This is a genomic window from Streptomyces sp. NPDC014907, from assembly GCF_055562975.1.
This window is the reverse complement of record NZ_JBVHEG010000004.1, coordinates 539,637-562,004: the sequence shown is the minus strand read 5'-3', so window position 1 is coordinate 562,004 and position 22,368 is coordinate 539,637. Positions and strand designations below refer to the sequence as shown.

Annotated in this window: 19 protein-coding genes; 8 read left to right on the top strand and 11 right to left on the bottom strand. The window is 74.9% G+C overall.

Features of this window, described 5'->3' with window-relative positions:
• Positions 1-314: 314 nt before the first annotated feature.
• Positions 315-1,142 carry a TetR family transcriptional regulator gene (locus ACZ3IL_RS14750; RefSeq protein WP_467390221.1) on the bottom strand — a complete coding sequence of 276 codons (828 nt, stop codon included), beginning with the start codon at positions 1,140-1,142 and terminating at the stop codon, positions 315-317.
• A 115-nt stretch (positions 1,143-1,257) separates the two neighbouring features.
• Positions 1,258-3,039, bottom strand: coding sequence for a 3-hydroxyacyl-CoA dehydrogenase family protein (locus ACZ3IL_RS14745; protein WP_467390219.1), 1,782 nt, complete (start codon positions 3,037-3,039; stop codon positions 1,258-1,260).
• Between the two features lie 318 nt (positions 3,040-3,357).
• Here ACZ3IL_RS14745 and ACZ3IL_RS14740 point away from each other — a divergent pair, with 318 nt between their 5' ends.
• Positions 3,358-3,960, top strand: coding sequence for a HEAT repeat domain-containing protein (locus ACZ3IL_RS14740; RefSeq protein WP_467390217.1), 603 nt, complete (start codon positions 3,358-3,360; stop codon positions 3,958-3,960).
• 87 nt (positions 3,961-4,047) lie between these two features.
• Here ACZ3IL_RS14740 and ACZ3IL_RS14735 read toward each other — a convergent pair whose 3' ends face one another.
• The 3 genes from ACZ3IL_RS14735 to ACZ3IL_RS14725 all read right to left on the bottom strand — a co-directional run bounded on the left by ACZ3IL_RS14735 (position 4,048) and on the right by ACZ3IL_RS14725 (position 7,335).
• A complete protein-coding gene (locus ACZ3IL_RS14735) occupies positions 4,048-4,524 on the bottom strand; it encodes a RidA family protein (RefSeq protein WP_467390215.1) in 477 nt (158 codons plus the stop codon).
• 46 nt (positions 4,525-4,570) lie between these two features.
• A complete protein-coding gene (locus tag ACZ3IL_RS14730) occupies positions 4,571-6,190 on the bottom strand; it encodes an alpha/beta hydrolase (protein ID WP_467390213.1) in 1,620 nt (539 codons plus the stop codon).
• A gap of 80 nt (positions 6,191-6,270) precedes the next feature.
• Positions 6,271-7,335, bottom strand: a complete 1,065-nt coding sequence (locus ACZ3IL_RS14725) for an Rv2578c family radical SAM protein (protein WP_467390489.1) — start codon at positions 7,333-7,335, stop codon at positions 6,271-6,273.
• Positions 7,336-7,483: 148 nt separating this feature from the next.
• Between ACZ3IL_RS14725 and ACZ3IL_RS14720 the strand changes: the two genes are divergently transcribed.
• Complete coding sequence (locus ACZ3IL_RS14720; RefSeq protein ID WP_467390211.1) at positions 7,484-7,927, top strand: SRPBCC family protein; 444 nt, start codon at positions 7,484-7,486, stop codon at positions 7,925-7,927.
• Positions 7,928-8,179: 252 nt separating this feature from the next.
• Entirely contained in the window at positions 8,180-10,696 is a 2,517-nt protein-coding gene (locus ACZ3IL_RS14715; RefSeq protein ID WP_467390209.1) for an MFS transporter, read from the top strand.
• 9 nt (positions 10,697-10,705) lie between these two features.
• Here the strand turns inward: ACZ3IL_RS14715 and ACZ3IL_RS14710 are convergent, their stop codons facing one another.
• A complete protein-coding gene (locus ACZ3IL_RS14710) occupies positions 10,706-11,980 on the bottom strand; it encodes a hypothetical protein (RefSeq protein ID WP_467390207.1) in 1,275 nt (424 codons plus the stop codon).
• Positions 11,981-12,195: 215 nt separating this feature from the next.
• On the opposite strand from ACZ3IL_RS14710, the gene ACZ3IL_RS14705 reads away from it, so the two are divergent.
• From ACZ3IL_RS14705 to ACZ3IL_RS14690, 4 genes are read left to right on the top strand one after another with little or no spacing between them, the layout of a single operon-like run.
• The gene (locus ACZ3IL_RS14705) at positions 12,196-13,029 is read left to right on the top strand and encodes a M55 family metallopeptidase (RefSeq protein ID WP_467390204.1); all 834 of its coding nucleotides are present in this window, start codon (positions 12,196-12,198) and stop codon (positions 13,027-13,029) included.
• Positions 13,022-14,356, top strand: coding sequence for a M20/M25/M40 family metallo-hydrolase (locus ACZ3IL_RS14700; RefSeq protein ID WP_467390202.1), 1,335 nt, complete (start codon positions 13,022-13,024; stop codon positions 14,354-14,356). Before ACZ3IL_RS14705 ends, ACZ3IL_RS14700 begins: the two co-directional genes overlap by 8 nt.
• 50 nt (positions 14,357-14,406) lie before the next feature.
• Positions 14,407-16,407, top strand: coding sequence for a S9 family peptidase (locus ACZ3IL_RS14695; protein ID WP_467390200.1), 2,001 nt, complete (start codon positions 14,407-14,409; stop codon positions 16,405-16,407).
• Entirely contained in the window at positions 16,404-17,363 is a 960-nt protein-coding gene (locus tag ACZ3IL_RS14690; RefSeq protein WP_467390198.1) for a S66 peptidase family protein, read from the top strand. Before ACZ3IL_RS14695 ends, ACZ3IL_RS14690 begins: the two co-directional genes overlap by 4 nt.
• A 135-nt stretch (positions 17,364-17,498) precedes the next feature.
• On the opposite strand, the gene ACZ3IL_RS14685 is transcribed toward ACZ3IL_RS14690, so the two are convergent.
• Positions 17,499-18,587 (bottom strand): adenosine deaminase, encoded by a 1,089-nt coding sequence (locus ACZ3IL_RS14685; RefSeq protein WP_467390196.1) that lies wholly within the window; start codon positions 18,585-18,587, stop codon positions 17,499-17,501.
• A gap of 55 nt (positions 18,588-18,642) precedes the next feature.
• Positions 18,643-19,461, bottom strand: a complete 819-nt coding sequence (locus ACZ3IL_RS14680; protein WP_467390194.1) for a GntR family transcriptional regulator — start codon at positions 19,459-19,461, stop codon at positions 18,643-18,645.
• A gap of 180 nt (positions 19,462-19,641) precedes the next feature.
• Here ACZ3IL_RS14680 and ACZ3IL_RS14675 point away from each other — a divergent pair, with 180 nt between their 5' ends.
• Entirely contained in the window at positions 19,642-20,235 is a 594-nt protein-coding gene (locus ACZ3IL_RS14675; RefSeq protein ID WP_467390192.1) for a GNAT family N-acetyltransferase, read from the top strand.
• Between the two features lie 81 nt (positions 20,236-20,316).
• Here the strand turns inward: ACZ3IL_RS14675 and ACZ3IL_RS14670 are convergent, their stop codons facing one another.
• From ACZ3IL_RS14670 to ACZ3IL_RS14660, 3 genes are all read right to left on the bottom strand, one after another.
• Positions 20,317-20,649, bottom strand: coding sequence for a DUF6204 family protein (locus tag ACZ3IL_RS14670; RefSeq protein ID WP_467390190.1), 333 nt, complete (start codon positions 20,647-20,649; stop codon positions 20,317-20,319).
• A 156-nt stretch (positions 20,650-20,805) separates the two neighbouring features.
• Positions 20,806-21,642, bottom strand: a complete 837-nt coding sequence (locus ACZ3IL_RS14665) for a methyltransferase domain-containing protein (protein ID WP_467390188.1) — start codon at positions 21,640-21,642, stop codon at positions 20,806-20,808.
• A gap of 49 nt (positions 21,643-21,691) precedes the next feature.
• On the bottom strand, positions 21,692-22,249 hold the full coding sequence (locus tag ACZ3IL_RS14660) for a GNAT family N-acetyltransferase (protein ID WP_467390186.1): 558 nt from the start codon (positions 22,247-22,249) through the stop codon (positions 21,692-21,694).
• Positions 22,250-22,368: the final 119 nt, after the last annotated feature.

Genomic DNA, 22,368 nt, shown 5'->3' with positions numbered 1-22,368 from the left:
GCGCGGCGCCGGTCGGGCGCGGGGTTGCCTGTGACGCAGGCGTCCGGGCGCACGGGCCTCCGGCTCGTGGGGACAGCCGGCGCGCGAGGTGGTCTCTGCGCGCCGACCGCCCGGACACCCTCAACGTATGGCACGCCGTGTCACCTGACAAGGCACTGCGTGCCAGTAATTTCACTCGGATGCGAACTGCCCGTCACAGATGAGCGATGATCGATCGAAAAAGGGGTGCGAACCGCTCCGAGCTGGGCGAACGCCGCGTGGGCCGCCCCCGGGATCGGGGACGGCCCACGCGACGTGCCGGGGGACGGAGGGGATCAGGTGGTGCCGAGCGCCTGCTGGATGGAGCGCATGACCTCGTCGAGCGGCGCGTCCGTACGGGCCACGGCGACCACCACGTCACCGCGGGCGGAGACCCTGGCGGCCGGGGCGGAGCCGTCCTGGGGGGCGGCGGAGGACGAACCCGGCCGGCCCGCGTCCATGCCCGACCCGAAGGTCTCCCGGACGATCGCGAAGGCGTGGTCGAGCTGGGCCTCCACGTCGCCCTCGCCGCCCGCCCGCAGCCAGCGGCGCAGCACGTGGTTGTGGGCGGTGACGACCGCCGAGGCCGCCACCTCGGCGAGCAGCGGGTCGTCGTTGCCGTCGTGGTGGTCGCGCTCGTCGAAGTGGCCGAGGAGGTAGCGGGTGAACAACCGCTCGTAGCGGGCCACCGAGGCGATCTCCCGCTCCCGCAGCGTCGGCACCTCGCGGGTGAGCCGGTAGCGCTCCACGGAGACCGCGGGGGACCCCGCGTACATCTTCATGACCTCCTTGATGCCCCGGCACACCGTGTCGAGCGGGTGCTCGTGCGGCGGAGCGGCGTTCAGGACCGCCTCGGCCCGCACCAGGGTGTCGTCGTGGTCGGGGAAGATCGCCTCTTCCTTGGAGCGGAAGTGGCGGAAGAAGGTCCGCCGCGCGACCCCGGCCGCGGCCGCGATCTCGTCCACCGTGGTGGCCTCGTACCCCTTGGTCGCGAAGAGCTCCATCGCCGCGGTGGCGAGCTCCCGGCGCATCTTGAGCCGCTGCGCGGCGGCGCGGGTGCCCGCCGCGCTCTCCGGAGCGTCGGACGGGGAGGTGGCACGGGGTGACTTCGCGGCCTTGGACATGGTCCGAACGTACTGCATCGGAGTGGGCGTGTGCCCAGGTGGGGGCGGGGAGCCCCCCGGGGCACCGGGGGTGCCCGGGGGGATCAGGAGCCCGCCCCAGCCGGGGGTGCGGGGTTCAGCGCCGGGCATGTTCGCGGAAGCCGCGCCCCGTCTTGCGGCCCAGGCAGCCCGCCGCCACCAGGTGCTCCAGGAGCGGGGCCGGAGCGAGGCCGGGGTCGCGGAACTCGCGGTGCAGGACCCGCTCGATCGCCAGCGAGACGTCGAGGCCGACCACGTCGAGCAGTTCGAACGGACCCATCGGGTAGCCGCCGCCCAGCTTCATCGCGGCGTCGATGTCGTCCAGGGTCGCGTAGTGCTCCTGGACCATCTTGACCGCGTTGTTCAGGTACGGGAAGAGCAGCGCGTTCACGATGAAGCCGGCCCGGTCGCCGCAGTCCACCGGGTGCTTGCGGATCTTCGTGGTGACCTCGCGGACGGTGGCGTGGACGTCGTCGCCGGTCAGGACCGTGCGGACGATCTCCACCAGCTTCATCGCGGGCGCCGGGTTGAAGAAGTGCATCCCGATGACGTCCTGCGGGCGCGTGGTGGCCCGGGCGCAGGCCACGACCGGCAGGGAGGAGGTCGTGGTGGCGAGCACCGCGCCGGGCCTGCAGACCTTGTCGAGCCGCGCGAACAGCTCCTGCTTGACCTCCAGGTCCTCCGCGACCGCCTCGACGGCCAGGTCCACGTCGGCGAAGGCGTCGAGCGTGCCGGCCGGGGTGATCAGGCCCAGGACGGTGTCGCGGGCCTCGGCCGTCATCCGGCCCCTGGTGACCGAACGGTCCAGGGACCCGGCGATCCGGGCCTTGGCGGCGTCCGCCTTCTCCTGGGAGCGGGCGGCGAGCACGACCCCGTACCCGGCCTTGGCGAAGACCTCCGCGATGCCGGAGGCCATGGTGCCCGAACCGGCCACGCCGACCGAGCGGACCTCGCGCCCGGCCCCGGCCTCCGCCGCGGCGAGCGGGGTGAGCGCGTCGCGCACCACCTCGCCGGAGCCCGGCGCCGCGTACGTGTAGAAGCCGCGGCCCGCCTTGCGGCCGGTCAGGCCCGCCTCGCTGAGCTGCCTGAGGATCGGGGCGGGGGCGTGCAGCCGGTCGTGCGAGGAGGAGTACATGGCCTCCAGGACCGTGCGGGCCGTGTCGATCCCGATCAGGTCGAGCAGCGCCAGCGGGCCCATCGGCAGGCCGCAGCCCAGCCGCATCGCCGCGTCGATGTCCTCGCGGGAGGCGTACTTGGACTCGTACATCGCGGCGGCCTGGTTCAGGTAGCCGAAGAGCAGCCCGTCCGCGATGAAACCGGCCCGGTCCCCGACCGCCACCGGCTCCTTGCCGAGGTCCTGGGCGAGCCGGGTGACGGCCTCGACGGCCCGCGGGTCGGTCAGCACGGAGGAGACCACCTCGACCAGCCGCATCGCCTGGACCGGGGTGAAGAAGTGCAGGCCGAGCACCCGCTCGGGGTGCGCCGAGTCGGCGGCGAGCCGGGTGACGGAGAGCGCGTTGGTGCCGGTGGCCAGGATCGCGTCGGGTCTGACGATGCCGTCGAGGGCCCGGAAGACCTCCTGCTTCGCCTCGTACGACTCCGGCACGACCTCGATCACGAGGTCCGCCTCGGAGGCCGCGCGGAGGTCGGGGAAGGTGCGGAAGCGGGCCAGCGCGTCCTGCCGCTCCTCCTCGGTGATCCGCTCGCGGGCCACGGCGCGGGCGGTGGAGGCCTCCAGGGCGGCGACGGCCCGTGCGGCGGCCACGTCGCTGATGTCGATGCCGATGACCTCGCGGCCGGCCCGGACGAGGACGTCGGCGATGCCCGTGCCCATGGTGCCGAGGCCGACGACGGCGATGGTGGAGAGAGGGGTGTCCATCAGGGGACTCCAGGGAGGAAGAGTGACGACTGAGGGCAGTGCGTGCGGGTGGTGCCGCTGAATCGCGCGAAAGGAATCGCGGAGGAACACACGGGAGAGCCCGGGAAAGGGCGGTGCCCGGTGAAAAGGGGAGACGGGCTCTGTCCCGGAGCCACGTCGAAACTGCCGAACCGACGAACGCTCACGACGGCTGCGTCACCAGGCCGTTGTGAGAAGCGGGGGTCGACCCGCTCACCCGAGACTAACCGGCGGGTAACGAGCGCGCCAGTCCCGGGAAGTCGAGAAGATGTGATCTGGATCGCGGATAGGCTCGGATTCATGGAATGCGCCGACGACCCGGAATTCTGCTCGATGATCGATCGATTGCGCGACGAGATCGAGAATGAGGGCGGAGAGGTCCCGGCGGAATTCGAACGGCTCGCGGAAACCCGCGACCCCGAGGAACTGCACCGCGTCCTCACCGCGCCCGGGCAGCCGCTCTGGGCCCGGGAGATCGCCGCCTACGCCCTCGGCGTCGCCGGTGATCCACGCGCCTTCGAGGCCCTCGTCCTCCTCCTCAACCACCGCGACCCCGAGCGCTGCGTCACCGCCGCCCACGCCCTGACCCGGCTCGGGGACCCGCGCACCGCCCGCGCGGCCGCCGCCCTCGCCACCAACGAACTCCGCGCCGCCTACGCCCTGCTGCCGGTCCGGCTGCTCGCCGCGCTGCGCGCCCCCGAGTCCGTCCCGGCCCTGATCACCGTCCTCGAACGGCGCCTCCCGGCCGCCGACCCGCACTGGCGGGTCGGTCTCGCCTGCGTCGAAGGGCTCGGCGCCCTCGGAGACCCCCGGGCCCGTCCCGCCCTGGAGGCCGCGCTGCCGCACCCCCGTCTCGGCGCGGCGGCGGGACGGTCCCTGGCCCTGCTCGGCGCGGCGGGCTGAGCGGGACGGGCCGCCGGCTCCCGCGTACGGAGGGGAGACGCGGGCGCCGGCGCGGCGGAGGGGCCCGGCCGGAGGCGGGCCCGGACCTCAGCCCTCCGCCCCCTCCGTTACGTCTCCCGTCCCGGCCGTCCCGGCCTCTTCCGTGGTCTCGGCCCGCTCCGTCCGTTCCGCCACGAGCGCGAACGCCTCGATCTCCACGAGCAGTTCCGGCCGGACGAGCGCCGACACCGCCACCGCCGAACTCGCGGGGAGCGGCAGCCCCGCGAAGGCGGCGTCCCGGGCCTCCCGCACCGCCGGGAGGTGGGCTGTGTCCGTGACGAAGTACGTCAGCTTCACGACGTCCCCGAAGCCCGCCCCGGCCGCCGCGAGACAGCGCTCCAGGTTCGCGAAGACCTGACGGGCCTGGGCCGCCGGGTCGCCCTCCCCGACGACCGCCCCGGAGGCGTCGAGGGAGCACTGCCCGGATATCGCGACGAACCGGCCGGTGCCCCACACGACATGGCTGTACTGCGGGCTGGGCGCGAGGCCGTCGGGGGCGGGCACATGGGTGAGGTGACGAGTCATCCCCCCATCCTCGCGCACGCCGCCGGTGGGGGCGGAGGGGGTCCGGTCAGCGCGCGTGGCCGAGGAGGCCGTGCAGAACGGCCCCGGCCGGCCCCACCCGGGGCGGCGTGCCGCTCTTCTCCGGGGGCTTCGCGCCGGCCGGGGCCGCCGGCTCGGGCTCCGGGTCCGGGAGCGCGGCGCAGACCGCGTCCACCTCGCTCCCCTCCCCGCCGCGCGGGACCCTGCCCGTGGCGAGGTAGGCCGCCAGGTGCCCGTCGGCGCAGTCGTTGCCCGCGAGCGTCACGCCGTGGTTGCCGCCGCCCTCCTCCACGACCAGGCTGGAGCCGCGCAGCAGCCGGTGCAGGGCGACCGCGCCCTCGTACGGCGTCGCCGCGTCGTCCGTCGCCTGGAGGACGAGGACCGGCGGGACGCGGTCGTTGCGGACGTTCGGCGGGGTCAGGGACTCCACCGGCCAGAACGCGCACGGAGCGTTGTACCAGGTGTTGTTCCAGGTCGAGAACGGCGCCTTGGCGTGCGTCTTCCAGGCGTCCTTGCGCCAGACGTTCCAGTCGCGCGGCCAGCCCGCGTCCCGGCACTGCACGCTCGTGTAGACCGAGTAGCCGTTGTCGGTGGCGGCGTCGGCCTCCGCGTACCGCTCGTACGCCTCCGTCAGCGGCTTCGGGTCCGCGTCGACGGCGTACGCGGAGAACGCCTTCGCCAGCGCGGGCCAGTAGCCGTTGTAGTACCCGCCGGGCAGGAAGGTGTCCTCCAGTTCGCCCGGTCCGACCTTCCCGCCGGCCGGGGCCGCGCGCACCGCGTCGCGCATCCGGTACCAGGCCGCCTCGACCGCCGCCGGGTCGGTGCCGAGCCGGTACGCGGAGTCGTGCCGGGCCACCCACGCCATGAAGGCCTTGTGGCGCGCGTCGAAGGCGTGGTTCTGCGCGATGTTGGACTCGTACCAGACGGCGTGCGGGTTGACGACGGAGTCGAGCGCCATGCGCCGCACCCGGTCCGGGTGGAGCCGCGCGTACACGGCCCCCAGGTAGGTGCCGTACGAGTAGCCCAGGTAGGTGAGCTTCGGCGCGCCGAGCGCCTCCCTGACGAGGTCCAGGTCCCGGGCGGTGCTCACGGTGTCGACGTACGGCAGGACGTCGGCGTACTTCTCGCCGCAGGCCTCGGCGAACTCCTGCGCCCGGTTCACCCCCGTCCGCTCGGCCCGGCTCCCGCGCGGCACCGAGTCGGGGCGCACCGGCGCGAAGCGGCCGGGGAGGCAGTCGAGCGCGGGCTCGCTCCTGCCGACCCCGCGCGGGTCGAAGCCGATCACGTCGTACTGGGCGGCCACCTCCGGGGGCAGCGCGGACGCCACGTACCCGGCCATGCCGCGCCCGCTGCCGCCGGGGCCGCCCGGATTCACGAACAGCGGCCCCTGGAAGGCCTTCGCGGTGTGCGGGACCCGGGTGAGGGCGAGCGTGACCGTCCGCCCGGCCGGGTCGTCGTGGTCGAGCGGGACCTTCAGGGTGGCGCACTGGAGCTTCGGGTACGCCTTCGTGGCGCAGTCGGTCCAGGCGAGCCGGGGGAGGGGGCGGGGGGCCGGTTCACCGGCGCCCGCGGGGGAGGCGGGCACGACGGTGACCGTCCCGGCCACCAGTGCTCCAGCGGCGATCAGCATGCCTGCGCGTGGGGTCATGGGGGCTCCGTGCCCCGAACGGGGCCCGGAAGGACCCGTTCGGCCCGGAGTTGACCCGAACGGAGGGACCCGACGGCGTGTCAGGCGTACCGGTCCGACGATCCGACCGGCCGCCGGAGGGGAACCGGTCCCCGCTCCCGTTCCGGTCCCGGGGAGGGGCCCGGCCCCGCCGGCGCGGCGGTCCGGCGCGTCCCGTCCGGCGTCCCGGGGCCGATGCCGAACTCCGCGGCGAACTCGTGCACCTGACGGGTGATCCGGCGCTGGTACCGGGTCGGCGCGTAGGCCCCGTCCGCGTACATCCGCTCGTACCGCCCCACCAGGCCCGGATGGCGGCGCCGCAGCCACTCCGTGAACCACTCGCGGGCGCCCGGCCGCAGGTGCAGGACGAGCGGGGTGACCGACGTCGCCCCGGCCCCGGCTATCGCGCGGACCGTCTCGCGCAACTGCTCCGGCCGGTCGCCGAGGAAGGGCACCACGGGGGCCATCAGGACCCCGCAGCCGATGCCGCGGGCGCCGAGCGCGCGGACGACGTCGAGGCGGCTCTGCGGGGAGGGGGCGCCGGGTTCGACCGCGCGCCACAGCTCCCGGTCGGTGAAGCCGACGGAGACGGAGACGCCGACCTCGGTGACCCGGGCGGCCTGGGCGAGGAGCTCCAGGTCGCGCAGGATCAGGGTGCCCTTGGTGAGGATCGAGAAGGGGTTGGCGCGGTCGCGCAGGGCGGTGAGGACGCCCGGCATCAGGCGGTAGTGGCGCTCGGCCCCCTGGTAGCAGTCGACGTGGGTGCCCACGGCGACGTGCGCGCCCTGCCAGCGGGCCGAGGCGAGCTGCCGGGCCAGCAGTTCGGGGGTGTTCAGCTTGACGACGATCCGGGTGTCGAAGCCGGTGCCCGTGCCGAGGCCGAGGCGGTCGTGGGACTTGCGGGCGAAGCAGTACACGCAGGCGTGGGAACAGCCCCGGTACGGGTTGACCGTCCATTCGAACGGCATCCGGGAGGCTCCGGGAACCCGGTCGAGGGCCGACCGGACCCGCACCTCGTGGAAGGTGACGCCCCGGAGGCCGGGGGTGTCGAAGGTGCGGGTGGCGACCGCCTCCGCGCCGAACAGGGCGATGTCGGCGGGGGGTTCGCCCGGACCGTCCCGGCGCATGGACACCTCCTCGGCGGCCGGGGTTCGGCCGTTCGTCAAGAATAGAACACACGTTCCCTTGATCGCCGCAACCCGGATTTCGCGCCCCGGCGCCCACGTGGTTCGCTTGGACCGCATCTCCCGAGGAACCACGAGCTGGAGGAAGTCAATGGCGCAGGTCGAGGCCACGACGGAACGGATCATCGCCGCGAGCCCCGAGACGGTGTTCGACGCTCTCGCCGATTACAGCGGCACGCGCGCGAAGCTCCTCCCCGAGCACTTCAGCGAGTACGAGGTGCGCGAGGGCGGCGACGGCGAGGGCACCCTCGTCCACTGGAAGCTCCAGGCCACCAGCAAGCGCGTCCGCGACTGCCTCCTGGAGGTCACCGAGCCCACCGACGGGCAGCTCGTCGAGAAGGACCGCAACTCCTCCATGGTCACCACCTGGACCGTGACCCCCGCCGGGGAGGGCAGGTCCCGCGCCGTCGTCACCACCGTCTGGAACGGCGCCGGCGGCATCGGGGGCTTCTTCGAGAAGACCTTCGCCCCCAAGGGGCTCGGCCGGATCTACGACCTCGTCCTCGCCCGGCTGGCGACCGAGGTCGAGAAGTAACGCCCGGAGCGTTCACCGATTCGAGTGGATCGCCCGCGCCCCCGTGTCCGCGCCCCCGGCGCGCCGGGGGCGCGGGCCCTCTCGTAAACGCGCTGATGAGCGCCCCAAGTGCGCCGTCGTGCGGGGGCGTTCGGCCCCCGGCCGCCACCGGCCTCCCGTGCCGCCCGACTTGCTCCCCCTTCGCGCCCAATGCGAAGAATGGCGCGGCGCAGACGCCGTGACGAGGGGAGCAGACACGTGGGTGGGGTCACCATGGCGAAGACCACCGAGGCCGCCGAGGACGCCCGGAGCACCGGGGCCGCCCGGAGCGCCGGAGAGGCGGCGGGCGCGGTGCCGCCCGCACCGGACGGACCGCTCCCCGGTTCCCCGCCCCCGCCCGGCCCCGGCCCGGCCGCCCTCGACCCCCGCCGCGTCCGGCTCGTCTTCCTCGGCCTCGTGCTCGCGCTGCTCCTCGCCGCCCTCGAGCAGATGATCGTCGCCACCGCCCTGCCGAAGATCGTCGGCGAACTCCATGGCCTGGACCGGATGTCCTGGGCGATCACCGCCTACCTGCTGACCTCCACCGTCGGCCTGCCGGTCTACGGAAAGCTCGGCGACCTCCTCGGCCGCAAAGGCGTCTTCCTCTTCGCCATCGTCGTCTTCGTCATCGGCTCGGGGCTCGCCGGCTGGTCCCGGACGATGGACCAGCTCATCGCCTTCCGCGCGATCCAGGGCATCGGCGCCGGCGGCCTCATGATCGGCGTCCAGGCGATCATCGCGGACATCGTCCCCCCTCGGGAACGCGGCCGGTACATGGGCCTCATCGGTGCCGTCTTCGGCCTCGCCTCCGTCGCGGGGCCCCTGCTCGGCGGCTTCTTCACCGACCACGTCTCCTGGCGCTGGTGCTTCTACTTCAACGTGCCCTTCGGGCTCGTCACCCTCGCCGTCGTCGCCACCGTCCTCAAGCTCCCCAAGCCGGCCGCACGCGCGCGCTTCGACGTCCTCGGCGCCCTGCTCCTCGCCGCCGCCTCCACCTGCCTGGTCCTGCTGACGAGCTGGGGCGGCACCGAGTACGCCTGGAACTCCCGCGTCATCCTCGGTCTCGCCTGCGGAGCCGCCGGAACCGCCCTGCTCTTCCTGGTCGTCGAACACCTCGCGCCCGAACCCCTCATCCCGCTCCGCCTCTTCCGCGACTCCGTCTTCACCGTCACCGCCCTCGTCGGCGCCGTGATCGGCATCGCGCTCTTCGGCGCCGCCAGCTACCTCCCCACCTTCCTCCAGATGGTCGAGGGCGCCACCGCCACGGAGTCCGGACTCCTGATGCTGCCCCTCATGGGCGGCATCGTCCTCGCCTCCGTGGTCTCGGGCCAGCTCATCAGCCGCACCGGCCGCTACAAGGCCTACCCGGTGGCCGGCGGCGCCCTCTCCGTCCTCGGCATGTGGCTGCTCTCCCACATGGGCACCGAGACGCCGCGCCTGCACCACAGTCTCTGGCAGGCCGTCCTCGGCCTCGGCATCGGCCTGGTCATGCCGGTGCTCGTGCTCGCCGTGCAGAACTCCGTGCGCCCCGCCGACCTCGGCACCGCCACCAGCGCCCACAACTACTTCCGCCAGATCGGCGGCAGCGTCGGCGCCGCCGTCTTCGGCACCCTCTTCGCCTCCCGGCTCGACGACGCCCTCGGCGACCGGCTCGCCGGCCTCCCGCCCGGGGGCGGCGCCGGCGGCCCGCTCCCGGCCGAGTCGATCACCCCGCAGACGGTGCACACCCTGCCGCCCGCCCTGCGCGACGCGTACGTCCAGGCGTACGCGGACGCGATGCCGCGCGTCTTCCTCTACCTCGTGCCGGTCCTCGTGCTCGGCCTCGTCCTCGCCTTCGCCCTCAAGGAGAAACCGCTGGTGTCCCACCACACCCCCACCGCCGGGGCCACCGACTTCGGTACCCAGGCGGTGCCGCAGGCCCGGCTCGCCGCCCCGGAGCCCGCCCCCGCCGCCCCGTCGCGCCCGGCCCCGCCGTACCCCGGACCGCCGCACTCCGGGCTGCCCGTCTGCGGCACCGTCCAGCACCACGACGGCAGCCGCGTCCCCCGGGCCGCCCTCACCCTCATCGACGTCCAGGGACGGCAGGTCGGCCGGGGCGCGAGCGGCGAGGACGGCCGGTACGCGCTGAGCGTGCCCGGCGGCGGCGCGTACGTCCTGATCGCGGCGGCCGGCGGACACCAGCCGCAGGCCGTCTCCGTCACCGTCGGCGACCGGCCCGTCGAACTCGACGTCGTCCTCGGCGGCGCCGGCCGGCTCGCGGGCAGCGTCGTCACCGCCGACGGCACCCCCGTACGGGACGCGTCCGTCACCCTCACCGACGTGCGCGGCGAGGTCGTCGCCTCCACCCGCAGCGGACGCGAGGGCGGGTACGTCATCACCGAACTGGTCGCGGGGGAGTACACGCTCGCCGCCAGCGCCCCCGCCTTCCGGCCCGCCGCGCTCCCGGTGAGCGTCCAGGCCTCCCGCGAGACCCGCCAGGACATCGAACTGGCCGGCGGCGCCGTGCTGCGCGGGACGGTGCGCGCCGGGGGCGGGCGCGCCGTGGAGGACGCCCGGGTCACCCTGCTCGACGCGGCCGGCAACGTCGTGGACACCCTCACCACCGGCCCGGACGGGACCTTCCGCTTCGTGGACCTGTCCTCCGGCGAGTACACGGTCATCGCCGCCGGCTACCCGCCCGTCGCGACCGTCCTCCAGGTGGCCGGCGGGGGCCGCACCGAACGCGACCTCCAGCTCGGCCACCAGGACTGAGACGGGTCCTCAGGAGGCGGTCGACGCCCTGCGCAGCGTGCTGATGCAGGAGCCGATCGCCTCCTGGAGGGCTTCGAGGCGCTGGAGCATGTCGTCCTCGAAGACCTCCTCCTCCAGGACCTCGTCCAGCGTCAGCTCCTCGAAGACCTTCGTCGCCTTCTGCAGGCTGTTGTAGAACTTCGTCCGCCGCTCCCGCACGCGCAGCGCGGGGTCCTCCTCCACGACCCTGGCGACCAGGCCCCGGACGGCGTCGTAGGCCTCGCCGGCCCACTCGCCCGCCTCCTCCGAGTCGTCCAGCTCGTCCAGGAGGGACAGGTGCCGCTCGGCCTCCGCCCGCAGCTCGGCCGGGGCCTCCACGGTCTGCCCGGCGGGCGTCCTGATCTGCCCCTTCTCGACGATCTGGCGCACGTAGCCGATGCGGTCGGCCGCCTTCGCCTCGCTCGCCACCGCCTTCTTCAGGCCGTCGGTGCGGACGAGGGCGCGGGCCATCTCCGTCTGGAGGGCCGGGTCCTCCTTCATCCGGTCGAGCAGCGCGCCGCGCGCGGCCTCCGCCGTCCCGGGGTCGGCGAGGATCGCGGCCCGGAGCGCCGTCGGGTTCTCCGCGACCTCCAGGGCCTTCGTCGGACGGATGCCCTCCGCCTCGGCCGCCTCGCTGATCGCCCGGCCGCGCACGGAGGCGGCGCCGTTGCGGGAGGAGTAGTACGCGATCCAGGAGTCCGCGTCGGGCAGGTCGACGTCCTCGCCGGGGACCAGGACCTCGAACTGCGGGACCAGGCCGTCGTCGGCCGCCATGTCCCACGCCCGGTAGTGGCGCATGACCCGCTCGGGCGAGCATCCCGCCAGCTCGGCGAACGCCTTAGCCGAGACCTTCGTCCGGGCCGTGCCCTCGGCGGGCTGGCCGCCGGGGCGCACGCTGCGCGCCACCTTGAGCGCGAAGGCCCAGCCGCCGGTGCGCGCGTAGACGCCGAAGTCGCGGGCGTCCCGGACGACGACGGGGTCGGGCTCGCCGGCGTCCGGGTCCTCGTTCCGGTCCCGGTCCTCTTCCCGGCCGTCCTCCCGGTCCCGGTCCTCTTCCCGGCCGTCCTCCCGGCCGTCGCCGTCCTCCCGGTCCGGGGCGTCCCGTCCCTCCTCGCCGTCCCGCTCCTCCCGGGGCTCCGGCGGCGAGGGCTCCCAGAACTCCGGCTCCTCCGCCATGACGGGCCCTGCGGCCTCGCCCGCGGGCCCGGGGACGACGGTTCCGGCCTCGGCGGGCACGGTTTCGGACGGGGTGAAGGCGGTGGTCACCGGGGCTCTCCGGGGGTCGGGTGCGGGAACTGCGGCCGACAGCCTATACACACCCCTTGGCGAGGTTTCACCCGTTTCGGGATATCGGCCCCCGGGAGCGACCGGAACCCGCCGGGTGATTCCGCGCCGCCGTCCGGTCCGTGCCACCGGTCCACTCCAACGGTGGTTTTCCACAGGGGTGGTGGGGCGGCCGGGCGGCGCGTACGGTGCCAGGCATGAAGATCCTCATCAGCGCCGACATGGAGGGCGCGACCGGCGTGACCTGGCCCGCCGACGTGCTGCCCGGCACGCCCCAGTGGGAGCGGTGCCGCGCGATGTTCACGTCCGACGTGAACGCCGCCGTGCTCGGCTTCTTCGACGGCGGCGCCGACGAGGTCCTCATCAACGAGGCGCACTGGAGCATGCGGAACCTCCTCCTGGAGCGGCTGGACGAGCGGGCCGAGATGATCACCGGCCGGCACAAGTCGCTCTCCATGGTCGAGGGCGTGCAGCACGGCGACGTCGACGGCGTCGCCTTCGTCGGCTACCACACGGGCGCCGGCTCCGAGGGGGTCCTGGCCCACACCTACCTCGCCAACTCCGTCACCGGGGTCTGGCTCAACGGCGAGCGGGCGAGCGAGGGCCTTCTCAACGCCCACGTGGTCGCGGAGTACGGCGTCCCCGTCGTCCTCGTCACCGGCGACGACCTCACCTGCGAGGACGCCCTCGGCTACGCCCCCGAAGCGCCCAAGGTCGCCGTCAAGGACCACGTCTCGCGGTACGCGGCGGTGTGCCGCACCCCGGCCAGGACCGCCGCCGACATCCGGGCCGCGGCGAAGACGGGCGCCTCGCTCGCCGTGCGGCACGAACCGGTCCGGGGCGGCCCCTTCACCGTGGAGCTGGAGTTCGACGCCGAGCACCTGGGTGCCGCCGCCACGGTGGTCCCCGGCGTGGCGCGGAGCGGCGAGCGGCGCGTCGCCTACACCGGCGCGACGATGTACGAGGCGATTCGCACGTTCAAAGCGGTCACGACCATCGTCTCGGCCGCCGTGGAGGAGCAGTATGGCTGAGGACGCCCGTGAACCGGACGCGACGGCGCTCGACGAGGTGGTCACCTTCACCTCCGAGCTGATCCGCGTCGACACCGCCAACCGGGGCGGCGGCGACTGCCGCGAGCGGCCCGCCGCCGAGTACGTCGCCGAGCGGCTCGCCGCCGCCGGGATCGAGCCCACCCTCCTGGAGCGGACCGCCGGCCGGACCAACGTCGTGGCGCGCGTCCCCGGCACCGACCCCGGGGCCCCGGCACTCCTCGTCCACGGCCATCTGGACGTGGTTCCCGCCGACCCCGCCGAGTGGACCGTGCACCCCTTCTCCGGCGAGGTCCGCGACGGGCTCGTGTGGGGGCGCGGCGCCGTCGACATGAAGAACATGGACGCGATGGTCCTGGCCGTCGTCCGCTCCTGGGCCCGGCAGGGCGTCCGGCCCCGCCGCGACATCGTCCTCGCCTACACGGCCGACGAGGAGGACAGCGCCGACGACGGCTCCGGCTTCCTGGCCGACCGGCACGCGGCCCTCTTCGAGGGCTGCACGGAGGGCATCGGCGAGTCCGGGGCGTACAGCTTCCATCCGGACCCGCGCACGAGGATCTACCCGATCGCGGCGGGCGAGCGGGGCACCGCCTGGCTCCGGCTGACCGCCCGCGGACGGGCGGGCCACGGCTCCAAGGTGAACACGGCCAACGCCGTCACCCGCCTCGCCGCCGCCGTCGCCCGGATCGGCGCCCACACCTGGCCGGTCCGGCTCACCGCCACCGTCCGCGCCGCCCTCACCGAACTGGCCGCCCTGTACGGCGTCGAGGTCGACACCCACGCCCCCGACCTCGACGTGGACCTCCTCCTCGACAAGCTCGGACCCGCCGCCGCCCTGGTCGGCGCGACCGTCCGCAACAGCGCCAACCCGACGATGCTGGAGGCCGGCTACAAGGTCAACGTCATCCCGGGCACGGCCGTCGCGTACGTCGACGGGCGGATGCTGCCGGGCGGCGAGGAGGAGTTCACCGAGACGATGGACCGGCTCACCGGGCCCGACGTGGAGTGGGAGTTCCACCACCGCGAGGCGCCCCTGGAGTCCCCCGTCGACACGCCGACGTTCGCCCGGCTGCGGGCCGCCGTCGAGCACTTCGACCCGGCAGGACACGTCGTGCCGTTCACCATGTCCGGCGGCACCGACGCCAAGCAGTTCTCCCGGCTCGGCATCACCGGCTACGGCTTCTCGCCGCTCCGGCTGCCCCCGGACCTCGACTACGGGGCGCTCTTCCACGGCGTGGACGAACGCGTCCCGGTGGACGCCCTCCACTTCGGCGTCCGCGTGCTCGACCACTACCTGAAGTCCGCGTAGGGCACGTGAACGCGACCCGGGGAACAGAACCGATGACAGGGGGAGACCGGATGAAGACCAGTGCCGCCCACGGCACCTGGCCGTCGCCCGTCGACGCGGCGCTCGCCGCCGCGCGCGACGGACGGCCCGAATACCTCGGCGCCGTCGGCGACGAACTGTGGTGGACCGCGCCCCGGCCCGCCGAGGACGGCCGCCGGGCCCTCGTGCGACGGCACGCCGACGGCACGGAGGAGACCGCGCTCCCCGCCCCGTGGAACGTCCGCAGCCGGGTCGTCGAGTACGGCGGCCGGCCCTGGGCGGCGGTGGACCGCCCGGCGGGGGGAGCGCTCGTGGTCTTCTGCCACTTCCCCGACCAGCGGCTGTACGCGTACGAACCCGACGCCGCCCCGGGCACGCCGCCCCGGCCGCTCACCCCCGTCTCCGCCGTCGGCGGCGGACTGCGCTGGGCCGACCCGGTGATCCGCCCGGAGCGGGGCGAGGTGTGGTGCGTCCTGGAGGAGTTCACCGGCCCCGCGCCGACCGACGTGCGCCGGGTGCTCGCCGCCGTGCCCCTCGACGGTTCGGCCGCCGGGGACCGCGCCGCCGTACGCGAGCTCACCGCCGAACGGCACCGGTTCGTCACCGGCCCCCGGCTCTCCCCGGACGGGCGCCGGGCGGCCTGGACCGGCTGGGACCACCCCCGGATGCCGTGGGACGGCACGGAGGTCGTCCTCGCCGAGGTCGCCCCCGACGGCACCTTCCGGAACGCCCGGACCGTCGCCGGCGGGCCCGCCGAGTCCGTTCCGCAGGTCGACTGGGACCCCGCGGGGCGACTGCTCCTCGTCAGCGACCGCACCGGCTGGTGGAACCTCTACCGGGCGTCGGTCGACGCCGACGGCACCCTGTCCGAGCCGGTCCCGCTCTGCCCCCGCGCCGAGGAGTTCGGCGGCCCGCTCTGGAAGATCGGGCTGAAGTGGTTCACGCCCCTGGAGAACGGGCTCGTCGCCGTCGTCCACGGCGCGGGCGCCACCTCCCTCGGCGTCCTCGACCCCGAGAGCGGCGAACTGGCCGACGCCGTCGGGCCCTGGACGGAGTGGGACGCGACCCTCGCCGCGCACGGCACCCGGGTGGTCGGCCTCGCCGCCGGACCGCGCAGCTCCCACGAACTGGTCGAGCTCGACACCCGCACCGGCCGCACCCGCGTGGTCGGCGCCGCGCACACCGACGCCGTGGACCCCGCCTACTACCCCTCGCCGCGCACCCGCACCTTCACCGGCCCCGGCGGGCGGGAGATCCACGCCCACCTCCACCCGCCCCACCACCCCGCCTTCACCGGCCCCGCCGGGGAGCTGCCGCCGTACGTGATCCGGGCGCACGGCGGGCCCACCGGACGCACCCCGTGCGCCCTCGACCTGGAGATCGCCTACTTCACGTCACGGGGCATCGGCGTCGCCGAGGTCGACTACGGGGGCTCGACCGGCTACGGCCGGGAGTACCGGGAGCGGCTGCGGGAGCAGTGGGGCGTCGTGGACGTGGAGGACTGCGCGGCCGTCGCGGCGGCGCTCGTCGCCGAGGGCGCGGCCGACCCCGCGCGGCTCGCCGTGAGCGGCGGCAGCGCGGGCGGCTGGACGGCCGCCGCCTCCCTCGCCGGGACGGACGTGTACGCCTGCGGCACGATCGTCTACCCCGTCCTCGACCTGCGGGACTGGGCCACCGAGGGGACCCACGACTTCGAGTCCCAGTACCTCCACGGACTGATCGGCCCCCTCGACCGGGTGCCGGCCCGGTACAAGGAGCGCTCGCCCGCCGAGCACGTCGACCGGATCACGGTCCCGTTCCTGCTGCTCCAGGGCCTCGACGACGTCATCTGCCCGCCCGCGCAGGCCGAGCGGTTCCTCGCCCGCGCGGCCGGTCGGGGGGTTCCGCACGCCTATCTCGCCTTCGAGGGGGAGGGCCACGGCTTCCGCGCGGCCGACACCCTGGTCCGGGCCCTGGAGGCCGAACTGTCCCTCTACTCGGAGGTCTTCGGGCTCGGCCGCACGGACGTGCCCGCCCTGGAGTACCGCACATGACCGGGCGGGAGGGGCGGGGTCCGGCCGTGGCCGTCCCCCTGGCGCGACCCGCCAGGCTCCGGCCCGGGGCGCGGGTCGCGATCGTCGCCCCGAGCGGACCCGTCCCGGAGGAGCGGCTGCGGGCCGGGCTCGACGTGCTGCGCGGCTGGGGCCTGGAGCCGGTGGTCGCCCCGCACGTCCTGGACGTCCATCCCGTGCTCGGACACCTCGCGGGGGCGGACCGGGACCGGGCCCGGGACCTGACCGGGGCCTGGTGCGACCCCACGGTCTCCGCGGTGATCTGCGCGCGCGGCGGATTCGGGGCCCAGCGCATGGTGGACCTCGTGGACTGGACGGCGATCCGGGAGGCCGGGCCCAAGGTCTTCGTCGGCTACAGCGACGTGACCGCCCTGCACGAGGCCTTCGCCGTCCGCGCGGGCTTCGCGACCCTGCACGGCCCGATGGCCGCGGCGGGCACGTTCCTGACGGACCCGCGCACCCGGGAGTCGCTGCGGGCCACCCTCTTCGCACCCGAATCGGTACGGACCCTCGGTCTGGAGACGGCACGGGCCCTGGTGCCGGGCCGGGCCCGGGGCGTGACGCTCGGGGGCTGCGCCAGTCTCCTCGCCGCCGGTCTCGGCACCCCGTACGGGCGGCCCTCGGCGCGCGGCGGGCTGGTGCTCCTGGAGGACGTGGGGGAGGAGCCGTACCGTCTCGACCGCGTCCTCACCCAGCTGGTGCGCTCCGGCTGGTTCGACGGGGCCGCGGGCGTCGCCCTCGGTTCCTGGGCGGAGTGCGGTCCCTACGAGGAGGTGCGGGCGGTGCTCGCCGACCGGCTGGGCGGGCTCGGGGTGCCGGTCGTGGAGGAGCTGGGCTTCGGGCACGGCGCGACGGCCCTGACCGTACCGCTCGGGGTCCCCGGCGTGCTCGACGCGGAGGCGGGCACCCTCACCCTGGACGTGCCGGCCCTGCGCTGAGCCGCCGCCCGCGCCGTCGTCCCCTCCCCGGCACCCCGTGCACCCGTGTCCCCCGGCACCCCGTGCACCCGTGTCCTCGGGGGACACGCGCCCCCGAGGGACCATCGTTACTGGCGCGCGGGGGGGCAACCGGTCCTAGAGGGCCGCGTACCCCGGGCGCACGACCTCGTCGATCAGCCGCCGCCGCTCCGGCAGCGGCAGGAACGCGGCCTCCAGGGCGGCGACCGTGAACTCCTCGAAGACCTCGGGGCCGTAACCGAAGGCGTCCACCATGTGCTGGAACTCCTCGCTCATGGTGGTGCCGGAGACCAGACGGTTGTCGGTGTTGAGCGTGATCCGGAAACCGAGCCGGCGCAGCTCGTCGATCGGGTGCGAGGCGTAGTCCTTCGCCGCGCCCGTCTGGAGGTTGGAGGTCGGGCAGACCTCCAGGGCGATCCGGTTGTCCCGGACGTACGCGGCGAGCCGGCCCAGCGTGCCGTCCTCGGCTATGTCGTCCGTGATCCGCACGCCGTGGCCGATCCGCTCGGTGCCGCAGACCTGCACGGCCTCGTGGATCGACTCCGCGCCCACGGCCTCGCCCGCGTGGATCGTGAAGTGGCAGTTCTCCCGCTTGAGGTGCTGGAAGGCGGGGAGGTGGCGGGCCGGCGGGTTGCCGATCTCGCCGCCCGCGATGTCGAAGCCGGCCACGCCGTTGTCCCGGTGCGCGACGGTGAGCCGCGCGATCTCCAGGGAGCGGTCCGTGTGGCGCATGCCGGTGAGCAGGGTGCGGACGGTGACCCGGCCGCCGGAGCGGCGCTCGCCCTCGCGGAAGCCGTCGTTGACCGCCTCGACCACCTCGTCCAGGGTGAGGCCGCCCTCCAGGTGCTGCTCGGGGGCGTAACGGACCTCGGCGTAGACGACGCCGTCCGCCGCCAGGTCCTCGGCGCACTCGGCCGCGACGCGCGTGAGCGCCTCGCGGGTCTGCATCACCGCACAGGTGTGGGCGAAGGTCTCCAGGTACCGCTCCAGCGAACCGGAGTCGGCGGCGTCCCTGAACCAGACCGCGAGCGCGGCCGGGTCCTCGGTGGGCAGCCCGGTGTAACCGCACGCGCGCGCCAGCTCGACGATGGTCGCGGGGCGCAGCCCGCCGTCGAGGTGGTCGTGGAGGACGGCCTTGGGGGCGCGCCGGATCCAGTCGGAGACCGGGGCGGCGGCAGGCGTGGCGGAGTTGTCAGACAAGTGCATGGCGGGGAAGTGTACGCCACGGCCGGGAGAGCGCGGTGCGGTGCCCGGCGGGGCCTCAGTGGGACTGCGTCACCGGCAGCGCGGGCGCCCCCGTCGGCAGCATGTGCTTGGCGGCCAGGACGGGAACCTCCCCCACCCGTACGACCTGGGTGACCAGGACGGCGGGGGTGTCCGCCGGGCGGCCCAGCTGCTCCCCGCGCCGCCGTCCGAGCAGCGTCGCGGTGATGCCGCTGTGCGCGCTCAGGGCCGTTTCGCGCGAGGCGCCGACCAGGACCGAGAGCATGGAGACCGCCGGACGCCCGCCGCCCCCCGCCGGACGCCCACCGCCTCCCGCCGGACACCCACCGTCCCCCGCCGGGGGCGCGTCCGTCTCCCGGAGGGCCAGCGCGAACGCGGGGTGCACCCGGTCGAGGAGGTCGTCGGCCGCCGCCCATTCGTGGCTCAGGGCCGCTGCCGTGCCCTCCCCGGTGAGCACGGACTCCCAGAACCGCAGTTCGGCGCGGGCCGGGGCGAGCAGGTGCTGGGTGGTGAAGTCGGTCGGCTCCTCGACCGTCCGGAGCAGCGCCCGCACGCGGAGCGGGGCCCCCGATCCCGCGCCGATCAGCTCCTCCAGCGGCTGGACGTGCTCGAAACCGCGCCGGGGCGGGCGGTCGTTGACGGTCCGGCCCACCCCGCGCCGCACGGTCAGGACGCCGTCCTCCTGGAGCAGCAGCAGCGCCTCCCGCAGGGCGGGCCGGCTCACGCCCAGTTCGGCGGCGAGCCTCGGTTCGGAGGGGAGCGTGGAGCCCGGCGGGTAGGTGCCGTCGTGCACCGCGTCCGCGATCCGCTCGTAGAGCGCCACGACGGGCCGCCGCCGCTGTCCGCTGACCGCCACGGCCCCTCCTCGTCTCGTCGCCGGCCTCTTCCGCGCCGGTGCCCGCCCCACGGTAGTCGGGCCACGTTGTCTGACAAGTCGCCCGCGCGGCGCTCACCCGCCGTCACCGAAGGGGCGTCGCCCCCTCATTCTGGTCCCACGGCGCGCCGGCCGGTCACCGGCCCCGCGTAATCTGGTCCGATGTCCGACGAAACCCGCCCGTACCTCGCCGTCGGGCCCCGGGTGGGCCTGCGGCCCTTCTCGTACGACGACGCGGAGGAGTTCACCGCCCGCGCCCGCGAGAGCCGGGAGTTCCACCGGCCGTGGCTCTTCCCGCCGTGCACGCCCGAGGCGTACGCCACCTACGCGGGCGCCCTCGTCGAGAACCCGGAACGCGCCGGGTTCCTCGTGTGCGAGCGTGACGAGGGCGGCCGGATCGCCGGATTCGTCAACATCAACAACATCGTCCGGGGAGGCTTCCTCAGCGGGGCCCTCGGCTACGGCGCCTTCGCGCACGCCGCGGGACGCGGCCTGTTCGGCGAGGCCCTGGGCCTCGTCCTGGAGCACGCCTTCGGCCCGCTGGGGCTGCACCGCCTGGAGGCGAACATCCAGCCCGGCAACACGGCCTCCCGGGCGCTCGTCCGCCGTGCGGGCTTCCGCCTGGAGGGCTTCTCGCCCGCGATGCTCTTCATCGACGGGGCCTGGCGCGACCACGAACGCTGGGCGATCACGGCCGGGGAGCGGAGGCCGGGGACGGGGGAGGGACCGGGGCCGGAAGCCGGGCGCCCCGCCTGAACCGGCGCGCCCCGCCTGAACCCGGCGCGCTCCGTCCGAACCGACGTGCCCCGTCCGGGCCGGCGTCCCGTCCCGGCCTCCTCAGCGCTTGCGGTTGACCTTCATCGTGTCGAGGTCGGTCACCGTCGAGCGCAGCCCCTTGTACCCGTGGCCCAGCTCCCCGAGCGCGGTCTCCACCCGGTCCTCCGCGAGCACGCCCGCCATCTCCTCGCCGTCCTCGGCGTCGGAGACGACGACCAGCCGGTACGAGAAGTGCTTCAGCGTCCGGTCGTAGGTGAGCGAACCCTCCTCCGTGAACCGCATCGCCGTCAGCCCGTGCTCGTCCGCCTCGGCCAGCAGCCGGGACCGGCTCTCCTCCGAGAGGCCGTCGAACGTGCCGCGCACGATGACCCGGTAGGTGTGCTGCGTGCCCATGACCCGTACTCCTTGTGTCGCCTTGTGTCGCCGCTCCCGGCGCGCCGACCCGTCACGGTACGGCGCCGGGGGGCTTCGCCGCCCGGAATATCCGGCCCCGGCCGCCCCGGCCCGGGCGCGCCCGGCCTGGAGGGGGGCGGGGCTGGACGGCGCCGGTCAGGGCACCCGGCACAGGATCTCGCCGTGCGGGACCATGAACCACGCGTCCTCCCGCCCGCCCCACTCCCGCCACGCCTCCGCGATCGCAGCCAGTTCGCCGTCGGTCGCGTGGCCGCCGGAGACGGCCCGGCCGGCGTAGTCGGAGGCCACCGTGCGGTCCGCCCACAGGCCGCTCCACCACGCCCGCTCGCCGGGGGTGGCGAAGCACCAGGCGGAGGCGGTCGTGGTGACCTCGGTGAAGCCGGCCCGCCGGGCCCAGGAGAGCAACCGCCGCCCCGCGTCCGGTTCGCCGCCGTTGGCGCGCGCGACCCGGCGGTACAGGTCCAGCCAGCCGTCGAGGGCGGGCCGTTCGGGGAACCAGGCGAAGGAGCCGTAGTCGCTGTCCCGGGCCGCGACGATCCCGCCGGGACGGCAGACCCGCCGCATCTCGCGCAGCGCCCGCACCGGGTCGCCCACGTGCTGCAGCACCTGGTGGGCGTGGACGACGTCGAAGGAGTCGTCGGGGAAGTCCAGGGCGTGGACGTCCGCCACGCCGAAGGTGACGTTCTCCAGGCCGCGTCCGGCCGCGACGGCGCGGGCCTCCGCCAGGACGCCCCCGGCCGCGTCGACCCCGGTCACGTGCCCCGGAGCGACCAGCGCGGCCAGATCGGCGGTGATGGTCCCGGGCCCGCACCCCACGTCCAGGACGTCGAGTCCGGGCCGCAGCGCGGGCAGCAGGTGAGCCGCGGAGTTGGCGGCGGTCCGCCAGGTGTGCGAGCGCAGGACCGACTCGTGGTGGCCGTGGGTGTAGACGGCGGTCTCGTGGGGCGCGGGCGGTACGGGGGCGTGTGTCATGGAACCGGCTCCCTCGGTGTGGGTGGTGGCTCCACCGTAGGCGGAACACTCACATGGTGAGACCTGCGTCTTGGTATGTGGATGCTCCCCTGTCCGGCAGCGCCCTCCGGTACCGGAGTTCCTCCAGGACCCGGCCGCCCGTCTCCTCCCGCGCGGACCCGCCGTCCGCCCGCCACCCCGCCGCCTCGTAGAACCTCCGGGCCCGCCCGTTCCCGGCGAACACCCACAGCGCCGCCGAGCGGAAACCGGCCTCCACGAGCGCCCCGGTGGCCGCCGCCAGGAGTGCCCGCCCCACACCCGTGCCCCACACCTCCGGCAGGGCGTACAGCGTCGACAGCTCGGCCGTGGTCGCCGGGTCGAACTCCCCGCCCGGCCAGGGGCGGAAGCAGGAGAAGGCGACCGGCCGGCCGTCCGCCGCCGTCGCCAGCAGCACGGCGGGCCGGTCCGGGGCCGTCAGGCGGGCGCGCCAGACGGCGGCGCGCTCCTCCACGTCCAGTCCCTCCAGATACGGACCGGGGAGCAGGTCGCGGTAGGCGGCCCGCCAGGACAGCACGTGCACGGCGGCGAGGGCGGCCGCGTCCCGGGGGAGCGCTTCACGGATCGGCATGCCGTGCATTCTGTGCCCGGAGCCCTCCCGCCGCCCCGCGTTTTCCGGCCCCCGCCGGCGGACGCGGGGGTTCCCGCCGACGGGAGCCCCCGCGTCCACCGGGCCCCGCACCCCCTCTG